Origin of the sequence: Pseudomonas sp. 9.2(2024), assembly GCF_039695385.1 — a bacterium.
Taxonomy (GTDB): Bacteria; Pseudomonadota; Gammaproteobacteria; order Pseudomonadales; family Pseudomonadaceae; genus Aquipseudomonas; species Aquipseudomonas paraglycinae.
The window spans coordinates 119,708-137,883 of the sequence record NZ_CP155585.1 but is presented as its reverse complement, the minus strand read 5'-3'; the positions used below and the strand labels follow the sequence as shown (position 1 = coordinate 137,883).

Below are 18,176 nucleotides of genomic sequence, written 5' to 3'. Positions count from 1 at the left end.
ATGACTAAAAAGATTTTCGTAACCGACACCATCCTGCGCGACGCTCACCAATCGCTGCTCGCCACCCGCATGCGCACCGAAGACATGCTGCCGATCTGCGACAAGCTCGACAAAGTCGGCTACTGGTCGCTGGAATGCTGGGGCGGCGCGACCTTCGACGCTTGCGTGCGTTTCCTGAAAGAAGACCCGTGGGAGCGTCTGCGCCAACTGCGCGCTGCGTTGCCCAACACCCGCCTGCAAATGCTCCTGCGCGGCCAGAACCTGCTGGGCTACCGCCACTACAGCGATGACGTGGTCAAAGCGTTCGTCGCCAAGGCCGCAGTCAACGGCATCGACGTGTTCCGCATCTTCGACGCGATGAACGACGTGCGTAACCTGCGCGTGGCGATCGAAGCGGTGAAGGCTGCCGGCAAACACGCCCAGGGCACCATCGCCTACACCACCAGCCCGGTGCACACCATCGACGCGTTCGTCGCCCAGGCCAAGCAAATGGAAGCCATGGGTTGCGACTCGGTGGCGATCAAGGACATGGCCGGTCTGCTGACCCCATACGCGACCGGTGAGCTGGTGCGTGCACTGAAAGCCGAGCAGTCGCTGCCAGTGTTTATCCACTCCCACGACACCGCCGGCCTGGCAGCCATGTGCCAGCTCAAGGCAATTGAAAACGGTGCCGACCACATCGACACCGCCATCTCCAGCTTCGCTTCGGGCACCAGCCACCCTGGCACCGAATCGATGGTCGCTGCACTCAAGGGCACCGAGTTCGATACCGGTCTGAACCTGGAGCTGTTGCAGGAAATCGGCCTGTACTTCTACGCCGTGCGCAAGAAGTACCACCAGTTTGAAAGCGAATTCACCGCCGTCGATACCCGTGTTCAAGTGAACCAGGTGCCGGGCGGGATGATTTCCAACCTGGCCAACCAGTTGAAAGAGCAGGGCGCTCTGAACCGCATGGGCGAAGTGCTGGCGGAGATTCCGCGCGTGCGTGAAGACCTTGGCTTCCCGCCGCTGGTGACCCCGACTTCGCAGATCGTCGGCACCCAGGCGTTCTTCAACGTGCTGGCCGGCGAGCGCTACAAGACCATTACCAACGAGGTGAAGCTCTACCTGCAAGGCGGCTACGGCAAGGCGCCGGGCACCGTGAACGAGAAGCTGCGTCGCCAGGCCATCGGCAGCGAAGAGGTGATCGACGTACGTCCGGCCGATCTGCTCAAGCCGGAAATGACCAAGCTGCGTGCCGATATCGGCGCACTGGCCAAGTCCGAAGAAGACGTGCTGACATTCGCCATGTTCCCGGACATCGGTCGCAAGTTCCTCGAAGAGCGTGCCGCCGGCACCCTCACTCCGGAAGTGCTGCTGCCGATCCCGGAAGCGGGCAAGGTGGCTTCGGCCGGCGGCGAAGGCGTACCGACCGAGTTCGTCATCGACGTGCATGGCGAAACCTACCGCGTGGACATCACCGGTGTCGGCGTCAAGGCTGAGGGCAAGCGTCACTTCTACCTGTCCATCGACGGCATGCCGGAAGAAGTGGTGTTCGAGCCGCTCAACGAATTCGTCGGCGGCGGCAGCAGCAAGCGCAAGCAGGCTTCGGCCCCGGGCCACGTCAGCACCACCATGCCGGGCAACATCGTCGACGTGCTGGTCAAGGAAGGCGACACCGTCAAGGCGGGCCAGGCTGTGCTGATCACCGAAGCGATGAAGATGGAGACCGAAGTCCAGGCGGCGATTGCCGGCAAGGTCACCGCCATTCATGTCGCCAAGGGTGACCGGGTGAACCCGGGCGAAATCCTGATCGAGATCGAAGGCTGAGATAACGGCCTCGATACAACGCTTTAAACCTCGGGGGGGCATGTGCTCCCCTTTTTTTTTGCTTTCAAATTGCTGCCGCACCGTGCGGCAGCAACCCGTCCGGACTTAGAACGCCATTCGCCATTGCCCCGATACGCCGTGGTTTCGGCTGTCGCTACCGATCTCACCCGACAAGCCAACACCGAGTGTGTGGCTGGACGAGACGGCCAGATCAAGCCCGGTGTCGAGCGTCAGGCTGTTGCGATCCAGCTCCGCGCCGTAAACGGTGTAGTCATGGCCGCCGGTGACCAGACGTTGCCGGGTGCTGGTGTAGGTCTCGCCATAAACGTGTTTCCACCCCGCGCTGAGTCGTGGCGTGAGGCGCATGCCGTTATCCAGCGTGCTGACTTTCGCCATGCGCAGGCCGACGGTGGTGTTGAAGTTGCCTTGGGATTGAGCGTGAACCTTGAGCGCCGCCGCTCCGCCTTTCTCGGTGTAGCCGTCGCGCTGGTAGCGTTGGTAACCGAGGCTGGCAAATGGCTCGATGCTGACGTTGGCCCGACCCAGGTTGTATCCCGACTCGATGAACACTTGCTGGGTGCTGGCCTGGTAGTTGCCTTTCAGTCGGTCATGGAAGCGGCCGAACGCGACTTCGCGGCGGGTACTGCCTTCATGGTTGCTCCAGGCTGCGCCGAGCCGAAGTGACAGCGGGCCGGTCTGTCGCAGGGCGTAAGCGCCGAGGTGCCAACTGTCGAGGTCGCCGTCCAGTTCCTTGCTGTCCATGCGCGTATCGGAGGTGCCGCCCATCAAACCCAGTCGCCATTCTTCGTCGAGGCGCCAGTCCGCACCGAGCAGCAGGCCTTTGGTGGAATGCTGCATGGGCTCCACATCGCGATCCAGTTTCCCGCTGTGGCCGAGGGCCTGCAGCCAGACCCTGCCGCTCTCGGCATTTCCGGCCGCGTGGCGCGGTGCGTTTGGCTGGTTTTCATGCAGGTTATCGAGCTGGTGCATGGCCGACAGCAGGCTGGCGCTGACCGGTGTGACGCTGCTCAAGGTGGCCTTGGCGAGGTTGGCGTTGCTGCCGCCGGCCAGTTGATCGTAGGCGAGGGCGGCCGTAGTTTCGTCGGCAGCGAGCAGGGCTTCGATGGCTGCGTTTCCCGGAGGTAGAGGGGAATCCGTTGACGGCGGCTGGTCTACCACTTGGGTTTGTTGAGATGCGGACGTTTCGGCCAGAACCGATTCCGGTAAGGGCGCTGGTTTTTCCAGGCTTTCTTTGAGTGCGCTGCCGCTTTGCGTCGTGGCGACCTTCTCGGAGGGAATGTCATCGGGTGCAGGAAGGGGTGCCGCTGGAATCTCAGTGCTGACCGGAAATGTTTCTGGCGTCGGAGCGATACTTTCTGCAAGCAGTGGCTCTGGAGCGAGACTGGGCGGAGCAGGTTTTTCTTTCTTCTTGCGCGCAGGCTTGGGTTTCACTTCGTCCATGACGGGCGCATCGGGCTCCGACTGCTCCGCCAGAGAAAATTCCACGCAACCGACTGCCAGCGCAACCGCCAGCACAAGATGTTGAAGCTTGTATTTGCATTGAATGGGCATTCAGTTCGTCTCATGTGAAATGAGGCCAAACTGTAAAAGTCGATGCCGGTCCACCGATGCCGGGCAATTCCGAGTCGGATGCAGGTGATGGCGTCTGCTTTTGTAGCCCGGGCGCTGGCAGGTAATGAACCCGCCATGATTACCCGATCGACCAGACGCCTTTACCTACAACTCCCGCTGAAATCCGGATTGGCGAAATCTCAAAAACTCATCTGCCACTGCCCGATCAACCCGTGATTACGGCTGTTGCTACCAATCTCGCCGCTGTATCCCAGCCCCAGCGTATGCCGCGCGGAAATGCCAAGATCCAGCCCTGCTTCGAGTACGAGGCTGTCGCGATCCAGCGAGCTGCCATCGACGCTGAACGCCGTGCCACCGACCACAAATGCCTGACGGGTCGAGCTGCTGACATCGCCGTAGGTGTGCTTCCAGCCGGCGGCCATCCGCGGGGTCAGGCTCATGCCATTGTCCAGCGAGCTGAGGTGCGCCAAGCGCAGGCCGAAGGTGCTGCTGAAGTTGTCCTGGGTCTGACTGTCGACCTGCAAGGCCGCGGCGCCACCCTTTTCCTGATAGCGGTCGCGGTGATAGCGCTGGTAGCCGAGGCTGGCGAACGGTTCGGCGCTGAGTCGGCCGCTGCCCATGGCGTAGCCGAGTTCGGCGAACGCTTGCTGGCTGTCGGCGTCGTAATCACCCTTGGGGCGATCGCTGAAACCATTGAACGCGATGGTGCGTTTGCTTTCGCCCTGATGACCGCTGTACGCCGCGCCCAAGCGCAAGGCGATCGGACCGTTTTGATGCAGCGCATAAACGCCGGCGTGCCAGCTCTCGACATTGCCGTCGAAGCCGGTGGCGTCCAGGTCAGTCTTCGAATAGCCGCCGAGCACGCCCAGACGCCATTGTGGATTCAGTGCCCAGTCGGCACCGAGCACGCTGCCCTTGGTGCGTTGTTCCAGACCGCTGCTGCCGTGTTCGCCATCCAGCTTGCCGTAGCCGCCAATGGCCTGCAGCCAGAGCCGGCCCCGGGCGTTCGGATCGTTCAGGTTTCGTGCTTCGGACGGTACGCCGTTGGCGGCGAGGATCGGCGTATCACGCTGATCGAGGCCGACCATCAAGCCTGGGCTGCCACCCATTTGCTGCATCGCCGAGAGCATGCTGCTGCCGACCTGGCTGCTGGCGCCGAGGGTGGCGCTGGTCAGGTTGGCGTTGCTGGCGCCGGCCAGTTGCTCGATGGCTGCGCCCGCGCTGGATTGCGTGGTGTTGAGCAAGGCGTTGTACAGCGCATTGTTCTTGCCGATCGAGGCCAGGCTGTTGGCGGCATTGCTGCCGTTGCCGGTGGCGGCGAATTCATTGAACGCCACGTCATTGCGGGTGTAAGTCAGGTCGACCTGCGTTGGCGTGTAAGCGAGGGTCGGCGTGAGGAACGCGTAGTCGCTGGTGACCGCGCCGAACGTGCCGTTGACCCGCGCTGCCTGCAGCACTGTGTAATGGCTCTGCCACGGATAAGTGCCGCTGCCGGGATTGACCGCCAGCGTTGCGCCGTTGAGGTTGGCCGTGCCGCCGACCTGGACCGGCGCGCTGCTGCCATCGGCATTGACGCCATAAGCGAGGGTGGATGCGCTGCCCATGTTCAAGTCGTGCACGATGGCCGCGGTGCCGAGGCGGGTGTCGGTGCGCAACGTGCCATTGACGTTGAGGTTGCCTACCGAACCGCCACCCGCATACACACCACCGACGTCCACGGTCAGGTTGCCGGCGATACCGCCCTGGTTGATCAGCGTGGCGCCGTTGCGCACGGCACCACCGTCGCTGAAGTCGCCGCTGCCGGTGAGCGTCCAGGCACCTTGTTTGACTTCCAGCCATTCAAGGTTGCGGCTCGCACCGAAGCTGCCGCCCGCCGCATCGTCCATCACCACGCGGTCATAACCGCTGCCGCCATCGACCACGCCGACAAAGCGGCTGCCGTTGCGCAGGGTCAGGCTGTCATTGCCGCCGCCCAGATCCAGCGCCAGCCCGTTACTTCCGCTGACGGTGCCACCGTTGATCACGTTGTCGGCGAACTCACCGACGAATTTCACCCCGAAACCGTCGAGGCCCTGGATGGTGCCGAAGTTCTCCAGCGTGGTGGCCGCCAGCCCAGAACCACCGCTGCCGTCGTCCACCAGAATTGCGCTGTTGGCGCCGCTGATCAGCGCATCCATGGCGTTGAGGATATAGCCGCCGCCCAGCGCAATGCCTTCACTGCCATTGGCGAAGCCACCCTTGTCCACACCACCGGCGCCGACGCCCTGAATGGTGCCGTAGTTTTCGATGTGGGCAATCTTGTCGATGTCCACGCCGTCACCGTCGCCATTGGCTTGCAACCCGGAATAGGCGCCAGTGATGGTGCCGTGGTTGATCACCGTGCCGTCGCCATCGGAACCGAAACCGGAGCCGTTGCGCCCGGTGATTTGCCCGTAGTTGACCAGCGTCGCTCCCAGGTCGGTGGTGATGCCATGGCGCCCGCCCGAAATCACGCCGTAGTTGGTCACGCTGACACCGGTCGCGGTGTCGATATCGATGCCGTCGAACTTCTGGTCGGCGTTGTGCGAGTCACCGGTGGAGATCTCGCCGTAGTTGCTGATGGTCGCGTTGGCGCCGGTTTTCATGCCGTCGCTGGCGTCGCCACGAATCAGCCCGCCCGCGCGGTTGATGATCGTGGTTTTGACCCCGTCGCTGCGCAACGCATCCAGATCCAGGCCTTGGCCTGTGGTCGAGCGAATGGTGCCGCTGTTGTCGATCAGCAGGCTGCCGCTGACGAAGTTGCTGTCGATGCGAATCGCGTCGTTGGAGCCGAGAATCTGCCCGCCGCTGCGGTTATAGATGGCGTAGTTTCGCGCCTGGGTCAGGTCGCCGCTGCTGTCGATGGCACGGCCACCGGTAGAAATGATCTTGCCGGCGTTGTCGATGATCACGCCGACACCGCTGGTGCCGTCCTTGAGGCTTACCGCCTTGCCGCTGTTGGTGATGCTGCCCGGCGCCGAAATTGTCAGCGTGTCGCTGCCACCCAATGTCTGCGATGCAGTCGTGGCGGTGTCGATTTGCACGGTCTTGCCGTGGGCGGCGCTGGCGGCGATCAGCAGGGCAATGGCAAACGACAGGCGCTGGGGCGGGAAGGGCATGGGGCGGGCGTCCTTTTGTTATAAGCGGGGCGTCCTGTATAGCGGAGGGTTTTTACAGAATGATGTACGGACTATGTGCATTCTTTTGCAGTTCAGGCCTCAGATTTGGACGTTCATCTGCAATTCATTGCAGATCCGACGGTGGCGAAGAGTCGAAATCGCAGCCTTGGACATCGCTTGAACGAGATGACACAGGCTGCGCTCTTTTACGTTCACTGGTTCAACCGCGGCACTCAACCAACCCCTTCACCTGCCCATCCGCCGTCTGATTCTCATCGCTCAACCAGCGCTCGAACCCCGCCGCAATCGCCGGCCATTCCGAGTCCAGAATCGAGTACCACGCGGTGTCGCGGTTCTGGCCTTTCACAACCATGTGCTGGCGAAACACACCTTCGAAGCTGAAGCCCAAACGCTCGGCCGCGTATTTGGAACGGGCGTTGCCGTTGTTGCATTTCCATTCGAGGCGGCGGTAGCCGAGGGCGAAGGATTCTTTGGCCAGCAGGTAGACCGCCTCGGTGCTTTTCGGCGAGCGCTGCATCGGGGCGCCGAAGGTGACGTGGCCGATTTCGATGCGGCCCTGGGCCGGGACGATCGACATCAGGCTGAGGATGCCTTGCACCTGGCCGCTGGCGCGGTCGATGACGCTGAAGAAATACGGATCTCTGTGGGCGGCGTGATTGTTTAGCCAGTCATTGAAGGCGCTGCGCTCCGGAAACGGGCCGTAGGGCAAATAGTCCCAGAGTTTCGGGTCGGCGCCGGGGCCTTGCAGGGCATTGAACAGGTCGTCGCCGTGGCGTGCCGGGTCGAGTTTTTCCAGGCGGATGAAGCGGCCTTCGATCAGGGTGGTGGAGGGTGGCGGCACGCCTTTCCAGTCAGCGAGAGAAATCGTCATGCGCGTGGCTCCTTAAATGGCTTTGCGAAACTGGATGAAACCCGGGCGCTCGGCGATGCGCTCGTAGAGCTGAATCGCTGTGGCGTTGGTTTCGTGGGTCAGCCAGTGCACCTTGCAGCAGCCGTCAGCCTTGGCCGTGGCGTAAACGTGTTCGATCAGCAGGCGACCGACGCCGGTGCCACGGGTTTGCGGCTCCACCAGCAGGTCTTGCAGGTAGCAGGAGTTTTCGATGCTCCAGTTCGAACGATGGTAGATGAAATGCACCATGCCCACCGCTTTGCCGTCGGCCCAGGCGAGGGCGGCGTGGGTCGGTTCGTTCGGGTCGAGAAAGCGCTGCCAGGTGCTCTCGCTGACGGCGTCCGGCAATTCAGTGTTGTAGAAGCGCAGGTAGGCCTGCCACAGCGGCAGCCAGGCGGCGTGATCGGCGGCGCTGACCGGACGGATGTCGATCTGACTCATGGTGATTTCCTTAACGCATCAAGTGAGCGAGGGTTTGATCGTTGATGTCGGAGCTGGCAGCCAGGCCTTCGCGCACGCCGGCGATGTCTTCGGCGCTGCGGTTCTGGCTGAGCTTGCGCTTGCCTTCGAGGCGATCGATCGGAATGGCGAACCCGACGATGGCCTTGAGCATGCCGTCGATGTAATCGGCCGGGGCATCGTCAACCGACCAGGGCTGGGCGCGGCCGGCCTCATGGCGGTTGGTGAGGGTGCTGACGATGTCCAGCAGGCGACCACCGTCGCTGAAGGTTTCGGCGTGACCGTAGGCGTGCACGGCAACGTAGTTCCAGGTCGGCACGACTTTGCCGTGCTCGGCCTTGCTCGGGTAAAAGCCCGGGCTGACGTAGGCATCGGCACCGGGGAAAATCAGCAGGGCCTCGGCGCCGTCGCGCAGGTCTTTCCACTGCGGATTGGCCTTGGCCAGATGCCCGTACAGCGTGCCGTTCGGACCTTGTTCGCGATGCAGCAACACCGGCACATGACTGGCTTGCAAGCCTTGTTCACCGTGGGTCACCAGGATGGCGAGGCGGGTGGCGAGGATCAGTTCGTGCAGTTGGGACAAGTCGTCGATGGCAAAGGCGCGGGGCGTGTACATGGAGATAATTTCCTTGGCGAATGGCTGCATCGTAGGCAGGCTATTGGTCTGTTGTAAGAGCCATTGATGACCAATTTCATAGGTCCATTGTCATGCCCGATTCGACCACGCTGTCACTGCCGTTCAACCCTGCCGGTATCGAGCTCGACCGCCGCAAAGGGCTGAGCCGTCAGCTCTATCAGGCCTTGCGCCTGCGGGTGCTCGACGGACGTCTGGCCAGCGGCACGCGCCTGCCGGCCAGCCGCGATCTGGCAGCGGCGCTGGGGATTTCCCGCAACAGCGTGGTGCGCGCCTACGATCAGCTGTATGCCGAAGGTTTCATTGAAGGCCGGGTCGGGGACGGCACTTATGTGGCGCAGTTACCGCAATCGGTGGCGCCCGCGAAAAAATTATCCACAAAAGTATCCACAGGGTTTTCAACAGGCTTACCCACAACCTTATCCACAATTTCGGTCAATTCCACTGGGGATTTATCCAGCAAAGTTATCCACAGTGGTGCATTGCAGCGGCTTGAGCAGAACCATTTACCGACGCCACCGAGCGGTCCGCCGCGAGCATTCCGGGTCGGTGTTCCGGCGTTTGATCTGTTTCCGTTCGACGTCTGGGCCAAGCTGAACGCGGCGTTCTGGCGCAAACCCGATTTGCAGCAACTGTGTTACGGCGACCCGGCGGGCGATGCGCGCCTGCGCGGTCTGATCGCCGCTTATTTGCGCAGTTCGCGCGGCATGCAGTGCTCGGCTGAGCAAATTGTGATCACCAGTGGCGCGCAACAGGGAATCAGCCTTTGTGCACAGTTGCTGGTGGAGCCGGGCGCAGGGGTGGGCATCGAGAATCCCGGCTATCGCGCAGCGGGTCATGCGTTCGCCTTGGCCGGCGGTCGATTGCACGGTATTGCCGTGGACGAAGAGGGCATCGACTGCGCGGCACTGGCGGCCGCCGAAGATTGCCGGGTGGCTTATGTCACGCCGTCTCATCAATACCCGACCGGTGTGGTGATGAGCCTGGCGCGACGTCTGGAACTGCTGGCCTGGGCCGAGCGCACCGGCGGCTGGATCGTCGAGGACGACTACGACGGCGAATATCGCTACACCGGCGCGCCATTGGCACCGCTGGCTGCGCTCGATCGCCAGGGTCGCGTGTTGTACGTCGGCACTTTCGGCAAGGTCGCGTTCCCGGCGCTGCGCCTGGGTTATCTGGTGTTGCCGCCGGGGCTGGTCGAGGCCTTTGCGCAGCGGCGCGCGGTGGATGTCCGGCATTCCGAAGTGAGCACTCAAGCGGTGATGGCCGAATTCATGGCGGCCGGGCATTTCCAGCGGCACATCCGGCGGATGCGTCGGGCAGCCCTCAGTCGGCGTAACGCCCTCATCAACGGTTGGCCGCAAGGATTGGCGGGCGTGGGTGAGCTGCCGGCGGTGTCAGCGGGACTGCATCTCACCGTGGCGGTCGACAGCGTGGCCCGCGAACAACAGCTGATCGAGCAGGCCGCCAGCGTGGAAGTGGAAGTCCACGGCCTGAGCAAGTATTGGCTGCCTGACTCGACGACCCCGATCGATCAGCGCGCCGGTCTGGTGCTGGGTTTTGCGGCGGTGCCGGAGCCGGCGATCGAGTCGGCTCTGGCCCGTCTGCGTGAAGTCTGGCGCCCTTAAGCGTCTTTCGGTTGAGCCTGCGGCTGCGATTTCAGGAACAGATCGCGTACCTGCGGATCGACGATGCGCCGTAGTGCATTGTCGACGGCATCGAAGGTGCTGAGTGCCTGCCGCGTTTTGTCATCGAGCGTCTGCAGATAGGCATCGGCCGGTTTCAGGTGGGCGGTGGTGTACAGCTCATCTGCATCCCCGAGCTGGTCGTAGTGGAAGTGCGCCACCCACAGCGGCTTGTCAGCGTTGTTCCTGTCGAGAATCCGATACTCCTGAAAGTAGTCCCCGCGATAACGGGTACGAATGCGCCCGCGAGGGTCTTTGCTGACCTTGACCTGCCCGTTGTCGTGCATCCAGTGGAAATAGGTTTCCCGAGGTTTGCGGTGTTTAAGCATGGTCGCATAGACCGCTATGCCTTCGGCCTGTGTGCGGATGGCACCCGCGCGCAGGTTCGGGATGAGGGAGGTGACGGGCCACGGATCCTTCCTGGCGTTTTTTCTTCGGGTGATAGCGCTTTCGACGTCATTGGCCGCTTGCTTGAGCCGCTCGACTTGCTGTTCGAACATGTCGCGGATGTCGGCGGGAATGCGCCCTGGTCGCTTGGCATCCTCGCGGGTCTTCCTGTTGAATCGGTCGATGTCCGCTTCAAGCTGGATGGCCGATGAAAGAAGGTCCTCGTCATCCTTGGGCATCTTCGGGTCAGGTCGTCGAGTGGACAGTTTGACGAACGGGACCTCTGCGCTGGAGTCGCCCTCCGGGGCAGTGGAAGCCTGCTCGTCCACCTCTGGGCGGGGGCGGCTCTTGGAGACCTTCACTTTGGACTGCGATGTGGAGGGCTGCGGTCTGGACTTGACGGGTGCCGGTCGTTCCTCAGGTTCAGGCAGTTCCGTGGTCAGTCGATTGCGAGCCAGCAGGTGGAACTCGCCGATCAGCTCGCGAACCCTGTCGAGTCTGTCCTGGACGAACTGGCCGGGATGGTCGGCAGGCAGCTGTTCGACGCGTTCACCGAGGCTGGCGAAGAGGTCGTTCCATTGCGACAGGCGTTCGAGACGCGCTGGCTGTCCGTCTGCGGTCACCGCTGTTTTGCTCAACAGGATCAGCTCATGGCTGGCGTCGGCGGCAGCAGCCGTAATGATCCCGATGGCAATACGGGCGGCATTCATGGCGGCCCCCGGTTGATCCACGACACAGCGTTCATAGGACATGCCGATTTCATTGGCCTTGAGATCGAGCGGGCTGAAGTCTGGCAGCAGCAATTCCAGTCGTGTGGCCACTTCTCTGGCCTTGGCCGAGTGGCTGTTCAAGACGTGCAGCGAACGATCCAGGGTCTGCAGGGTGGCAATCATTTCGTCGCTCATCGCGGTGGCGACGGTGGCTATTTCGATCTGCTTGTTTCGCGGTATCGCTGTCTGGTTGATTGCGCTGTCAACGAATATTTGCGTGGTCTTGGCATAAGTCCGCATCTTCACTCGCAGCCACGAGCCAAAACAGCGGTGCTGACCCAGAGTAAGGCTCATCAGTCTGGCCTGGTGTACCGAGCCGCCGCCCCCTGCCTCGCGCCAGATCTCGAGTTGGTCCAGGGCCTTGGTGTAGTCATTGCCCAGCTTCGTGGCGCGGTCCAGATAAATGGATGCGGAGTGCTCGAATCCAGCTTCGCTGATATCCCGTGGAAGGGCGACCAGTGCTCGCAGCAGCAGTGTTTTCGCTTCGGTTTCGCCTGCTTCAAATTGTTCCAGCTCAGTCCACGCTGCATCCATGATCTGTTTTTTGGATCGACGGAATGCCTCGATCCGGCTTCTCGGCATGCCGCCGCGCAAGCGCAGTTTCGGGTCCCAGTGCCATTGTCCGGCCGTCTCGTCGTATTTCAGGGCCATGCCGATACGCTGTGGGTCGGCCGGGTCAACGATGTGAACCGGCTCGCCTGGCCGGGCGATCACTTCAAACCAGCGCATGCCGACCTGGACGCACGTCTTGCCGTCGAGGGTGTAGAGGTGAGTGACCGACGAGGCTCGTTTGCCGCTCAAGTCAGGTGCGGCGATGCTGAAACGGTCGAGCATCGCGATGAAGCGTGCGCTGGTGCCAGGTCGCAACAGCGTCCCCTGTTCGAGTTGAGTGAAATGATCGGCAGGGACTTCGCCGGTGACAACCAGCGGATCGAGGACGACGGATGGCGCGACCGCTGGCGCAGGTTGCGGCGTTCTCGCGGACGCCACGCTCTCCGGCGTCCCTTGCTCGAACTCGTACGATTTACTCCGGCGCGGCGACCAGGAGCGGTTGCGTCGTACCACGGCGTGCTGAGTCATGATGATGCCGAGGGTGAGCAGAACATCGGCGGTGGATTGCCAGGCCACCAGATTGTCGTCGCGTTCATGGGCATCAATCGCCTGCTGGATCTGCGTGATGGTCTGCCAGACCCAGACAGCGGTGCCGGCTGCGCCGCTCATGAAATTTGCGGCGACGCTGAAAATGGCCCAGCCGCTGTCCGCCAGAAGTGCCCAGCGACGCTCACGGTTGGACTGTGACTGACGGTTCGCAAGCTCGACCAGTGCCTGACTGTTCGCCGCGTACAGCGCAGCGAGGATGTCGCCGTCGAGCGGCGCATTTTCCAGTTCGATCGGGCCGGTCAGGTCCAGATGCATGAACGGTTCCGTGGCCAGTTGAGTGACGATCCACGGCGAGGGCAGACCCACCGGGAAGGCGTATTGCGAGTACTCGAAACTCAGGGCCGCGCTGCCCATCCAGGCGAGTACCGAATTGCGCAGTTCGCCCGCCTGATACAGCGCATACATCAGGTTCTGCAACGAAGCGAACTGCATCAATGGGGTGTCCAGCAGCGGTCGGTACAAAAGACAGGGACCGTGTGCGTGATCTCGCGGACAAATGATGAACATGTTGGCGACCACATCCGAGCGCCGGCTCAAGCGGCGGCGCGGGACGAACGCCAGAGGCCGGATGGTCACCGGATGTTCGGCCGCCGGCAGTTTGCGGTTGATGGCATCCATCAACTGGCAGACATAGGTATAGCCACGCTCATCGATTGCACCCTGGCGTCTGAGTTTGCACTCCAGCGCGAGCATCGGCAGAAGCGTCGGCAGCTGGCGCAGATAGCGAGTCCGGTGCGCGGTCGAACGGATCGGGTCATCGATCAGCGCGCGTTTGATCAGTTGCGGATAGTGACCACCGATGTCGACCTTTTCCGCGACGGCGGTCAGAAAATCCACCGTCAACCAGCCAGGTACGGCTCGGCCATCGTCGAAGGCGATCGTGGCCTGGTAGGGCGTGGCGTTTTGCAGGGCAAATTCACCCAGGGTTTCGTGTACCTGATCAAATGGATTGGGCAGCGTGAAGCCGCCGGTTTCGAGGCTGTTCGTCACCGTGATTCGCAGCTGTTCCAGAGGCAGGTCGGCGGCGCCTTCAGCGCTTTCGTCGGCAATGATCGCTTCACGCATCCGGCGTTCGGCGTAGGGTTTGATCAGGGGAATGTCGTCTTCCCTGAACGCGCCATTCCCGGCTTCGTTGCGCAACGTGCCGAGCTCGGCAACGTAGCGACTGTAGTCCTGCAGGTCATGCGCCGACCCATCGAGCAACCAGTCGGGAATGGCCTCTTCCAGCTGGTCGAGCCGAGCCCGCTCAAGTGGGCTGAATCGACTGCGGCGCTGGCGGCCGGAACCGGCGTGGGCACTGATCGACCGGCTGGCGGGATCCAGTGCCTCGATCGCGCCGAGCTGGTTGCTGATCTGCGCCTGGGCGACGGCATCGAAGATGTTTCCTTCGGGCTCGATCAGGCGCCATTTCAAGGAGCGATCGGACAGCCGGGGATCGAGTCGCTGCGGCAATGTTTCTCCCAGCGCGGTCAGCGAGTCGAATGATTCATAGCCATCGGCAACGGTGTACATCAGGATCCGGTTTCGTTTTTTGACGGTGGCGGTCAGCACGAGAGCGCCGGCGACAAGCAGGTGTGTGCTGTCCTCACCGTCGACCAGTTCGATGTCCATCAGGCAGGCTTTCAGTCCGACGAAATCGTTGGCTGCGGTCGAGCGCTCACTCCGGTCCGGATGCTGCGCGACAAATCGTGCGAATGCGCATTCGTCGGCGTCCCAGCCGCTGGCCGACTGCACATTTGCCGCCGAGCACAACTGATCGGACAGCTCTTGCCAGCGTGGCTGGCCATTGGCGGACTCGTTCCAGTAATCGAGCTGACGCTGCTGATATTCGAGGAACAGAAAAGGTGCGAGGTCGTTCACCAGCGCAGTGATGTCGTCCATGCTCACCGGCAGAAGAGTGGGAGGAACTGCGTTGGGTGTTCGGGTCAGGAAGTGCTCGCCTTCGATGTAATCGGCTGTGGTCTTGTGCAGGCAGTGCTGGATGAAGGCATGGGTCAGCGACTCGAAGGCGAAGACCCTGGCGGTGTTCTCTGAGGTGTCGGCCTCGCGCAGAGGTGTCGCGAGCATGCAGTGATCCGGATCGATGTGTTGGTCGGGATAGCTTTTGTTCAGTCCTTCGCGCAACAACGTCGAGGCGACTTGATGCAGCGAGTAGCCCTGGCCGGTCAGTTCGACCAGCCGGCTCTGTTTCAGCAAAGGAGGGGAAACGTCTGGGGCGGCGGCAGGTTCAGTCATGTTCATGTCCACGGGGAAAAATCGGACACTAAAATCCTGGCCGCGCTGCGATGCGGTACATAGATCTTGCAGGCAAAAAAAAGACCCGCGGCTGCGGGTCTGGTCGGGTTGCAGCGCTTCAGGTGCCGGACTTGATCTTGGTCCAGGCCCGGGTGCGCGCCCGTTCCGCATCACGCGGCAACGGTTGCAGGGTGTAGAGCGTGTTCATCGCCGCATCGGTCGGGTACAGATTCGGGTTGTTGCGAATCGCCGGGTCGACAAGTTCGGTGGCGTCCTTGTTCGGGTTCGGATAACCGACAAAATCGCTGACCGGCGCAATCACCTGCGGTTGCAGCAGGTAGTTGATGAAGGTGTAGGCATCCTGCGGATTCTTCGCACCTTTCGGGATGGCAAGCATGTCGAACCAGATCGGCGCGCCTTCTTTCGGCAGACGCATGTCCACCACCACGCCATTTTTCGCTTCCTTGGCGCGGTTGGCCGCTTGCGAGAAGCTGCCCGAATAGCCGACGGCAACGCAGATGTCGCCGTTGGCGATGTCGGCCATGTACTTGGACGAATGGAAGTAGGTCACGTACGGACGAATCTTCATCAGCAGCGCTTCAGCCTTGGCGTAGTCCGCCGGGTTCTTGCTGTTGGGATCCAGACCGAGGTGTTGCAGGGCCAGCGGCAGAATCTCCGATGGCGAGTCGAGCAGGGCCACGCCGCACTGCTTGAGCTTGCTGATGTTCTCTTCCTTGAAGATCAGGTCCCAGCTGTCCACCGGCGCGTTGTTACCCAGCGCGGCCTTGACCTTGGCCGGGTTGAAGCCGATCAGGATGGTGCCGTACATGTACGGCACGGCGAACTGGTTGCCCGGATCGTTGGCTTCGATCAGCTTCATCAGTTTCGGGTCGAGGTGGTTCCAGTTCGGCAACTGGCTGCGATCCAGCGGCTGGAACACCCCGGCCTCGATCTGCTTGGCGAGGAACACGTTGGACGGCACTACCACGTCATAGCCGGAGTTGCCGGTCAGCAGCTTGGCCTCCAGCGCTTCGTTGGTGTCGAAGATGTCGTAGACCAGTTTGGTCTGGCTGTTCTGCGCCTTGAAATCTTCCAGTGCCTTGGGAGTGATGTAGTCGAACCAGTTGTAGACGCGCAGGGTACGTTCTTCCGCATGAGCGCCGCCGCTGCTCAGCAGCGCCGCGCACAACGCCGGCGCGATGAAGTGCTTGAGTCTGCTCATTGTTCGAAACCTTCGAGCACGTTCACCGCGTTGATGCCGATTTCTTCCACCGCGTAGCCACCTTCCATGACGAACAGGGTCGGTTTGCCGAGCGCCGCGATGCGTTTGCCCATCGCCAGGTAATCCGGGCTGTCGAGTTTGAATTGCGAGATCGGGTCGTCCTTGAAGGTGTCGACGCCCAGCGACACGACGATGATGTCGGCACCGTAGTTGTCAATCTCCTGGCAGGCCTGATCCAGCGCTGCACTCCAGACATCCCAACCGGAACCGGCCGGCAGTGGATAGTTGAAGTTGAAGCCTTCACCGGCGCCTTCGCCGCGTTCGTCTTCGTAGCCGAGGAAGAACGGGAATTCCGCTTCCGGATGGCCGTGGATCGAGGTGAACAGCACGTCACTGCGCTCGTAGAAAATCGATTGGGTGCCGTTGCCGTGGTGGTAGTCGACGTCGAGGATCGCGACCTTCTTGTGGCCCTGATCGAGGAACGCCTGCGCAGCGATGGCGGCGTTGTTGAGGTAGCAATAACCGCCCATCAAATCACCGGCAGCGTGGTGTCCCGGTGGACGGCACAGGGCGAAGGCACCACGGGCGCCACGCTGGATTTCCGCTTGTGCGGTCAGCGCTACTTGCGCCGCGCTGTACGCCGCTTGCCAGGTGCCGGCGGTGATCGGCGCGCCGCCGTCGAAGCTGTAATAACCGAGCTGGCCGTGCAGACTGGTCGGTTTGACCTGACGCAAGGTGCGCGCCGGCCAGGTGTAGGGCAGCAAGTCGCCGTCGGTGTTGAATTCGGTCCAGCGCGCCCAGGCACCTTTGAAGAAGTCCAGGTAATCGCGGCTGTGGATGCGCTCGATCGGCCCGAGGCCGAAATCCTTCGGCGCCTCGACCGGGCCGAGGTTTTGGTTTTTCACCCGTTGCAGCACGTGGTCGGCGCGTGACGGCATCTCGAAGCAAGGCTTGAGCTGCCCGTCGATCAATTCGCAGCGGCCATGGTGCAGGTGGTGATCGTCAGAGTAGATCGTCAGCATTTGTTGTTCTCCGCAGGGGCTGATTCGGTTGGCTCCAGTGTTGCGGCGTGGGCCGAATCGGAGAACGGCCAGAGAGGCCAAAAGGGGATCGATGTGGCCAAAAATACTGACCTGATATCGCCCCTCGACGGTTTAACCGTGTGGTCGGAACTGACTCGGCGCCACGCCGCTCCAGCGCACGAAGGCGTGGCGGAAGCTAGCGGTCTCGCTGAAGCCGAGGGTTTCGGCGATGCGGTAGATCGGCAACTGATCCTCGCAAAGCATCTGCTTGGCCCGCTCGAAACGCAGTTCGTCGAGCAGCTCCTGATAGCTGCAACCCATGTCCTTCAGGTGTCGGCGCAGCGTGCGCGGCGAGCAGTTCATCTGTTGCGCCAGACCTTCCAGCCCCGGTGCGGCATTGAGTTGCGCACTGAGCAACTGGCGGATCCGCCCCAACCACGCCTGGCGGCCGGTGAACTCGGTGTTCTGCTTGCGGCAGCGTTCGGCCATCGCCTGGTGGGTGATGATGTCGGCCAGCGGCAGCGGCTGATCGAGCCAGCGCCGGTCGAAGGCGAAGGCGTTGTCCTTGGCGCCGAAGTGCAGGGGCGCCTTGAAGTGTTCGGAATAGCTGTCGCGATAGTCTGGCGCGCTGTGTTCGAAGCGGGCAGCCAGCAATGGCAACGGATGGCCGAGCAGGTCGTCGCAGATGACTTTCAGCGACACCAGACAGAACTCCGCGTTGAACACCGCCATCGCCGGGCTCTCGCGATAATCGGCGGCGACAAACCAGACGCGCTCGCCGTCATCTTCCAGGCTCAGCTCGAAAAGTGTTCCCAGCAGCGCCGGATAACGGATCGCCAGGCGCAAAGCGTCACCGAAGGTGGCACAGGTCAGCAGCGCGTAACCGAGGATGCCGTAGCAGGAAACATGCATGCGCCGGCCCAGCTCCAGACCGATGTCGTGTTTGAGCGCGACCGCGTTGGCGCAGACCTGCATCTCCTGATTGGTGGTGATGCGGGTGTCGGCCCGGCTCAGATCCGCCGCGCTGATGCCGCTGCCGGCCAGCAGCGCTTCGCTGGACAGGCCCTGATCCCTGAAGGTGTTGAGCACCAGGGAGACGGCGTTGAGGGTGGTGAGGTGGGAGTGGAGCATCGCGAACTTCCAGCCTTGGGA

At 62.1% G+C, this 18,176-nt stretch carries 11 protein-coding genes; 2 read left to right on the top strand and 9 right to left on the bottom strand.

Annotated elements, in window-relative coordinates; all coding sequences use genetic code 11:
- A complete protein-coding gene (gene oadA, locus ABFB52_RS00630) occupies nt 1–1,809 on the top strand; it encodes a sodium-extruding oxaloacetate decarboxylase subunit alpha (RefSeq protein ID WP_011336637.1) in 1,809 nt (602 codons plus the stop codon).
- A gap of 105 nt (nt 1,810–1,914) precedes the next feature.
- On the opposite strand, the gene ABFB52_RS00625 is transcribed toward oadA, so the two are convergent.
- The 5 genes from ABFB52_RS00625 to ABFB52_RS00605 all read right to left on the bottom strand — a co-directional run bounded on the left by ABFB52_RS00625 (nt 1,915) and on the right by ABFB52_RS00605 (nt 8,524).
- Nucleotides 1,915–3,381, bottom strand: a complete 1,467-nt coding sequence (locus ABFB52_RS00625; protein WP_129972445.1) for an autotransporter domain-containing protein — start codon at nt 3,379–3,381, stop codon at nt 1,915–1,917.
- 200 nt (nt 3,382–3,581) lie between these two features.
- On the bottom strand, nt 3,582–6,539 hold the full coding sequence (locus ABFB52_RS00620; protein WP_129972444.1) for an autotransporter outer membrane beta-barrel domain-containing protein: 2,958 nt from the start codon (nt 6,537–6,539) through the stop codon (nt 3,582–3,584).
- A gap of 220 nt (nt 6,540–6,759) precedes the next feature.
- A complete protein-coding gene (locus ABFB52_RS00615; protein WP_102718384.1) occupies nt 6,760–7,431 on the bottom strand; it encodes a GNAT family protein in 672 nt (223 codons plus the stop codon).
- A gap of 12 nt (nt 7,432–7,443) precedes the next feature.
- Nucleotides 7,444–7,890: a GNAT family N-acetyltransferase gene (locus ABFB52_RS00610; RefSeq protein WP_129972443.1), complete on the bottom strand. Its 447-nt coding sequence runs from the start codon at nt 7,888–7,890 to the stop codon at nt 7,444–7,446.
- A 10-nt stretch (nt 7,891–7,900) separates the two neighbouring features.
- Nucleotides 7,901–8,524 carry an FMN-binding negative transcriptional regulator gene (locus tag ABFB52_RS00605; RefSeq protein ID WP_085747958.1) on the bottom strand — a complete coding sequence of 208 codons (624 nt, stop codon included), beginning with the start codon at nt 8,522–8,524 and terminating at the stop codon, nt 7,901–7,903.
- A gap of 92 nt (nt 8,525–8,616) precedes the next feature.
- Here ABFB52_RS00605 and ABFB52_RS00600 point away from each other — a divergent pair, with 92 nt between their 5' ends.
- Complete coding sequence (locus ABFB52_RS00600; protein WP_102688440.1) at nt 8,617–10,170, top strand: PLP-dependent aminotransferase family protein; 1,554 nt, start codon at nt 8,617–8,619, stop codon at nt 10,168–10,170.
- Here ABFB52_RS00600 and ABFB52_RS00595 read toward each other — a convergent pair.
- The 4 genes from ABFB52_RS00595 to ABFB52_RS00580 form a co-directional block, all read right to left on the bottom strand.
- Nucleotides 10,167–14,951, bottom strand: a complete 4,785-nt coding sequence (locus tag ABFB52_RS00595) for a DUF6543 domain-containing protein (protein ID WP_346836113.1) — start codon at nt 14,949–14,951, stop codon at nt 10,167–10,169. The genes ABFB52_RS00600 and ABFB52_RS00595 overlap by 4 nt on opposite strands.
- On the bottom strand, nt 14,899–16,002 hold the full coding sequence (locus tag ABFB52_RS00590) for a polyamine ABC transporter substrate-binding protein (RefSeq protein ID WP_129972441.1): 1,104 nt from the start codon (nt 16,000–16,002) through the stop codon (nt 14,899–14,901). Before ABFB52_RS00590 ends, ABFB52_RS00595 begins: the two co-directional genes overlap by 53 nt.
- On the bottom strand, nt 15,999–17,024 hold the full coding sequence (locus tag ABFB52_RS00585) for a histone deacetylase family protein (protein ID WP_007954279.1): 1,026 nt from the start codon (nt 17,022–17,024) through the stop codon (nt 15,999–16,001). The genes ABFB52_RS00590 and ABFB52_RS00585 overlap by 4 nt, the downstream gene beginning before the upstream one ends.
- 132 nt (nt 17,025–17,156) lie before the next feature.
- Nucleotides 17,157–18,155 carry an AraC family transcriptional regulator gene (locus ABFB52_RS00580; protein WP_085747955.1) on the bottom strand — a complete coding sequence of 333 codons (999 nt, stop codon included), beginning with the start codon at nt 18,153–18,155 and terminating at the stop codon, nt 17,157–17,159.
- Nucleotides 18,156–18,176: the final 21 nt, after the last annotated feature.

Bases quoted from the DNA above. Each gene is read 5' to 3' on its own strand.
- oadA (WP_011336637.1), top strand. From the start codon at position 1: ATGACTAAAAAGATTTTCGTAACCGACACCATCCTGCGCGACGCTCAC.
- ABFB52_RS00590 (WP_129972441.1), bottom strand. From the start codon at position 16,002: ATGAGCAGACTCAAGCACTTCATCGCGCCGGCGTTGTGCGCGGCGCTG.
- ABFB52_RS00610 (WP_129972443.1), bottom strand. From the start codon at position 7,890: ATGAGTCAGATCGACATCCGTCCGGTCAGCGCCGCCGATCACGCCGCC.
- ABFB52_RS00580 (WP_085747955.1), bottom strand. From the start codon at position 18,155: ATGCTCCACTCCCACCTCACCACCCTCAACGCCGTCTCCCTGGTGCTC.
- ABFB52_RS00620 (WP_129972444.1), bottom strand. From the start codon at position 6,539: ATGCCCTTCCCGCCCCAGCGCCTGTCGTTTGCCATTGCCCTGCTGATC.
- ABFB52_RS00615 (WP_102718384.1), bottom strand. From the start codon at position 7,431: ATGACGATTTCTCTCGCTGACTGGAAAGGCGTGCCGCCACCCTCCACC.
- ABFB52_RS00625 (WP_129972445.1), bottom strand. From the start codon at position 3,381: ATGCCCATTCAATGCAAATACAAGCTTCAACATCTTGTGCTGGCGGTT.
- ABFB52_RS00585 (WP_007954279.1), bottom strand. From the start codon at position 17,024: ATGCTGACGATCTACTCTGACGATCACCACCTGCACCATGGCCGCTGC.
- ABFB52_RS00600 (WP_102688440.1), top strand. From the start codon at position 8,617: ATGCCCGATTCGACCACGCTGTCACTGCCGTTCAACCCTGCCGGTATC.
- ABFB52_RS00595 (WP_346836113.1), bottom strand. From the start codon at position 14,951: ATGCGGAACGGGCGCGCACCCGGGCCTGGACCAAGATCAAGTCCGGCA.
- ABFB52_RS00605 (WP_085747958.1), bottom strand. From the start codon at position 8,524: ATGTACACGCCCCGCGCCTTTGCCATCGACGACTTGTCCCAACTGCAC.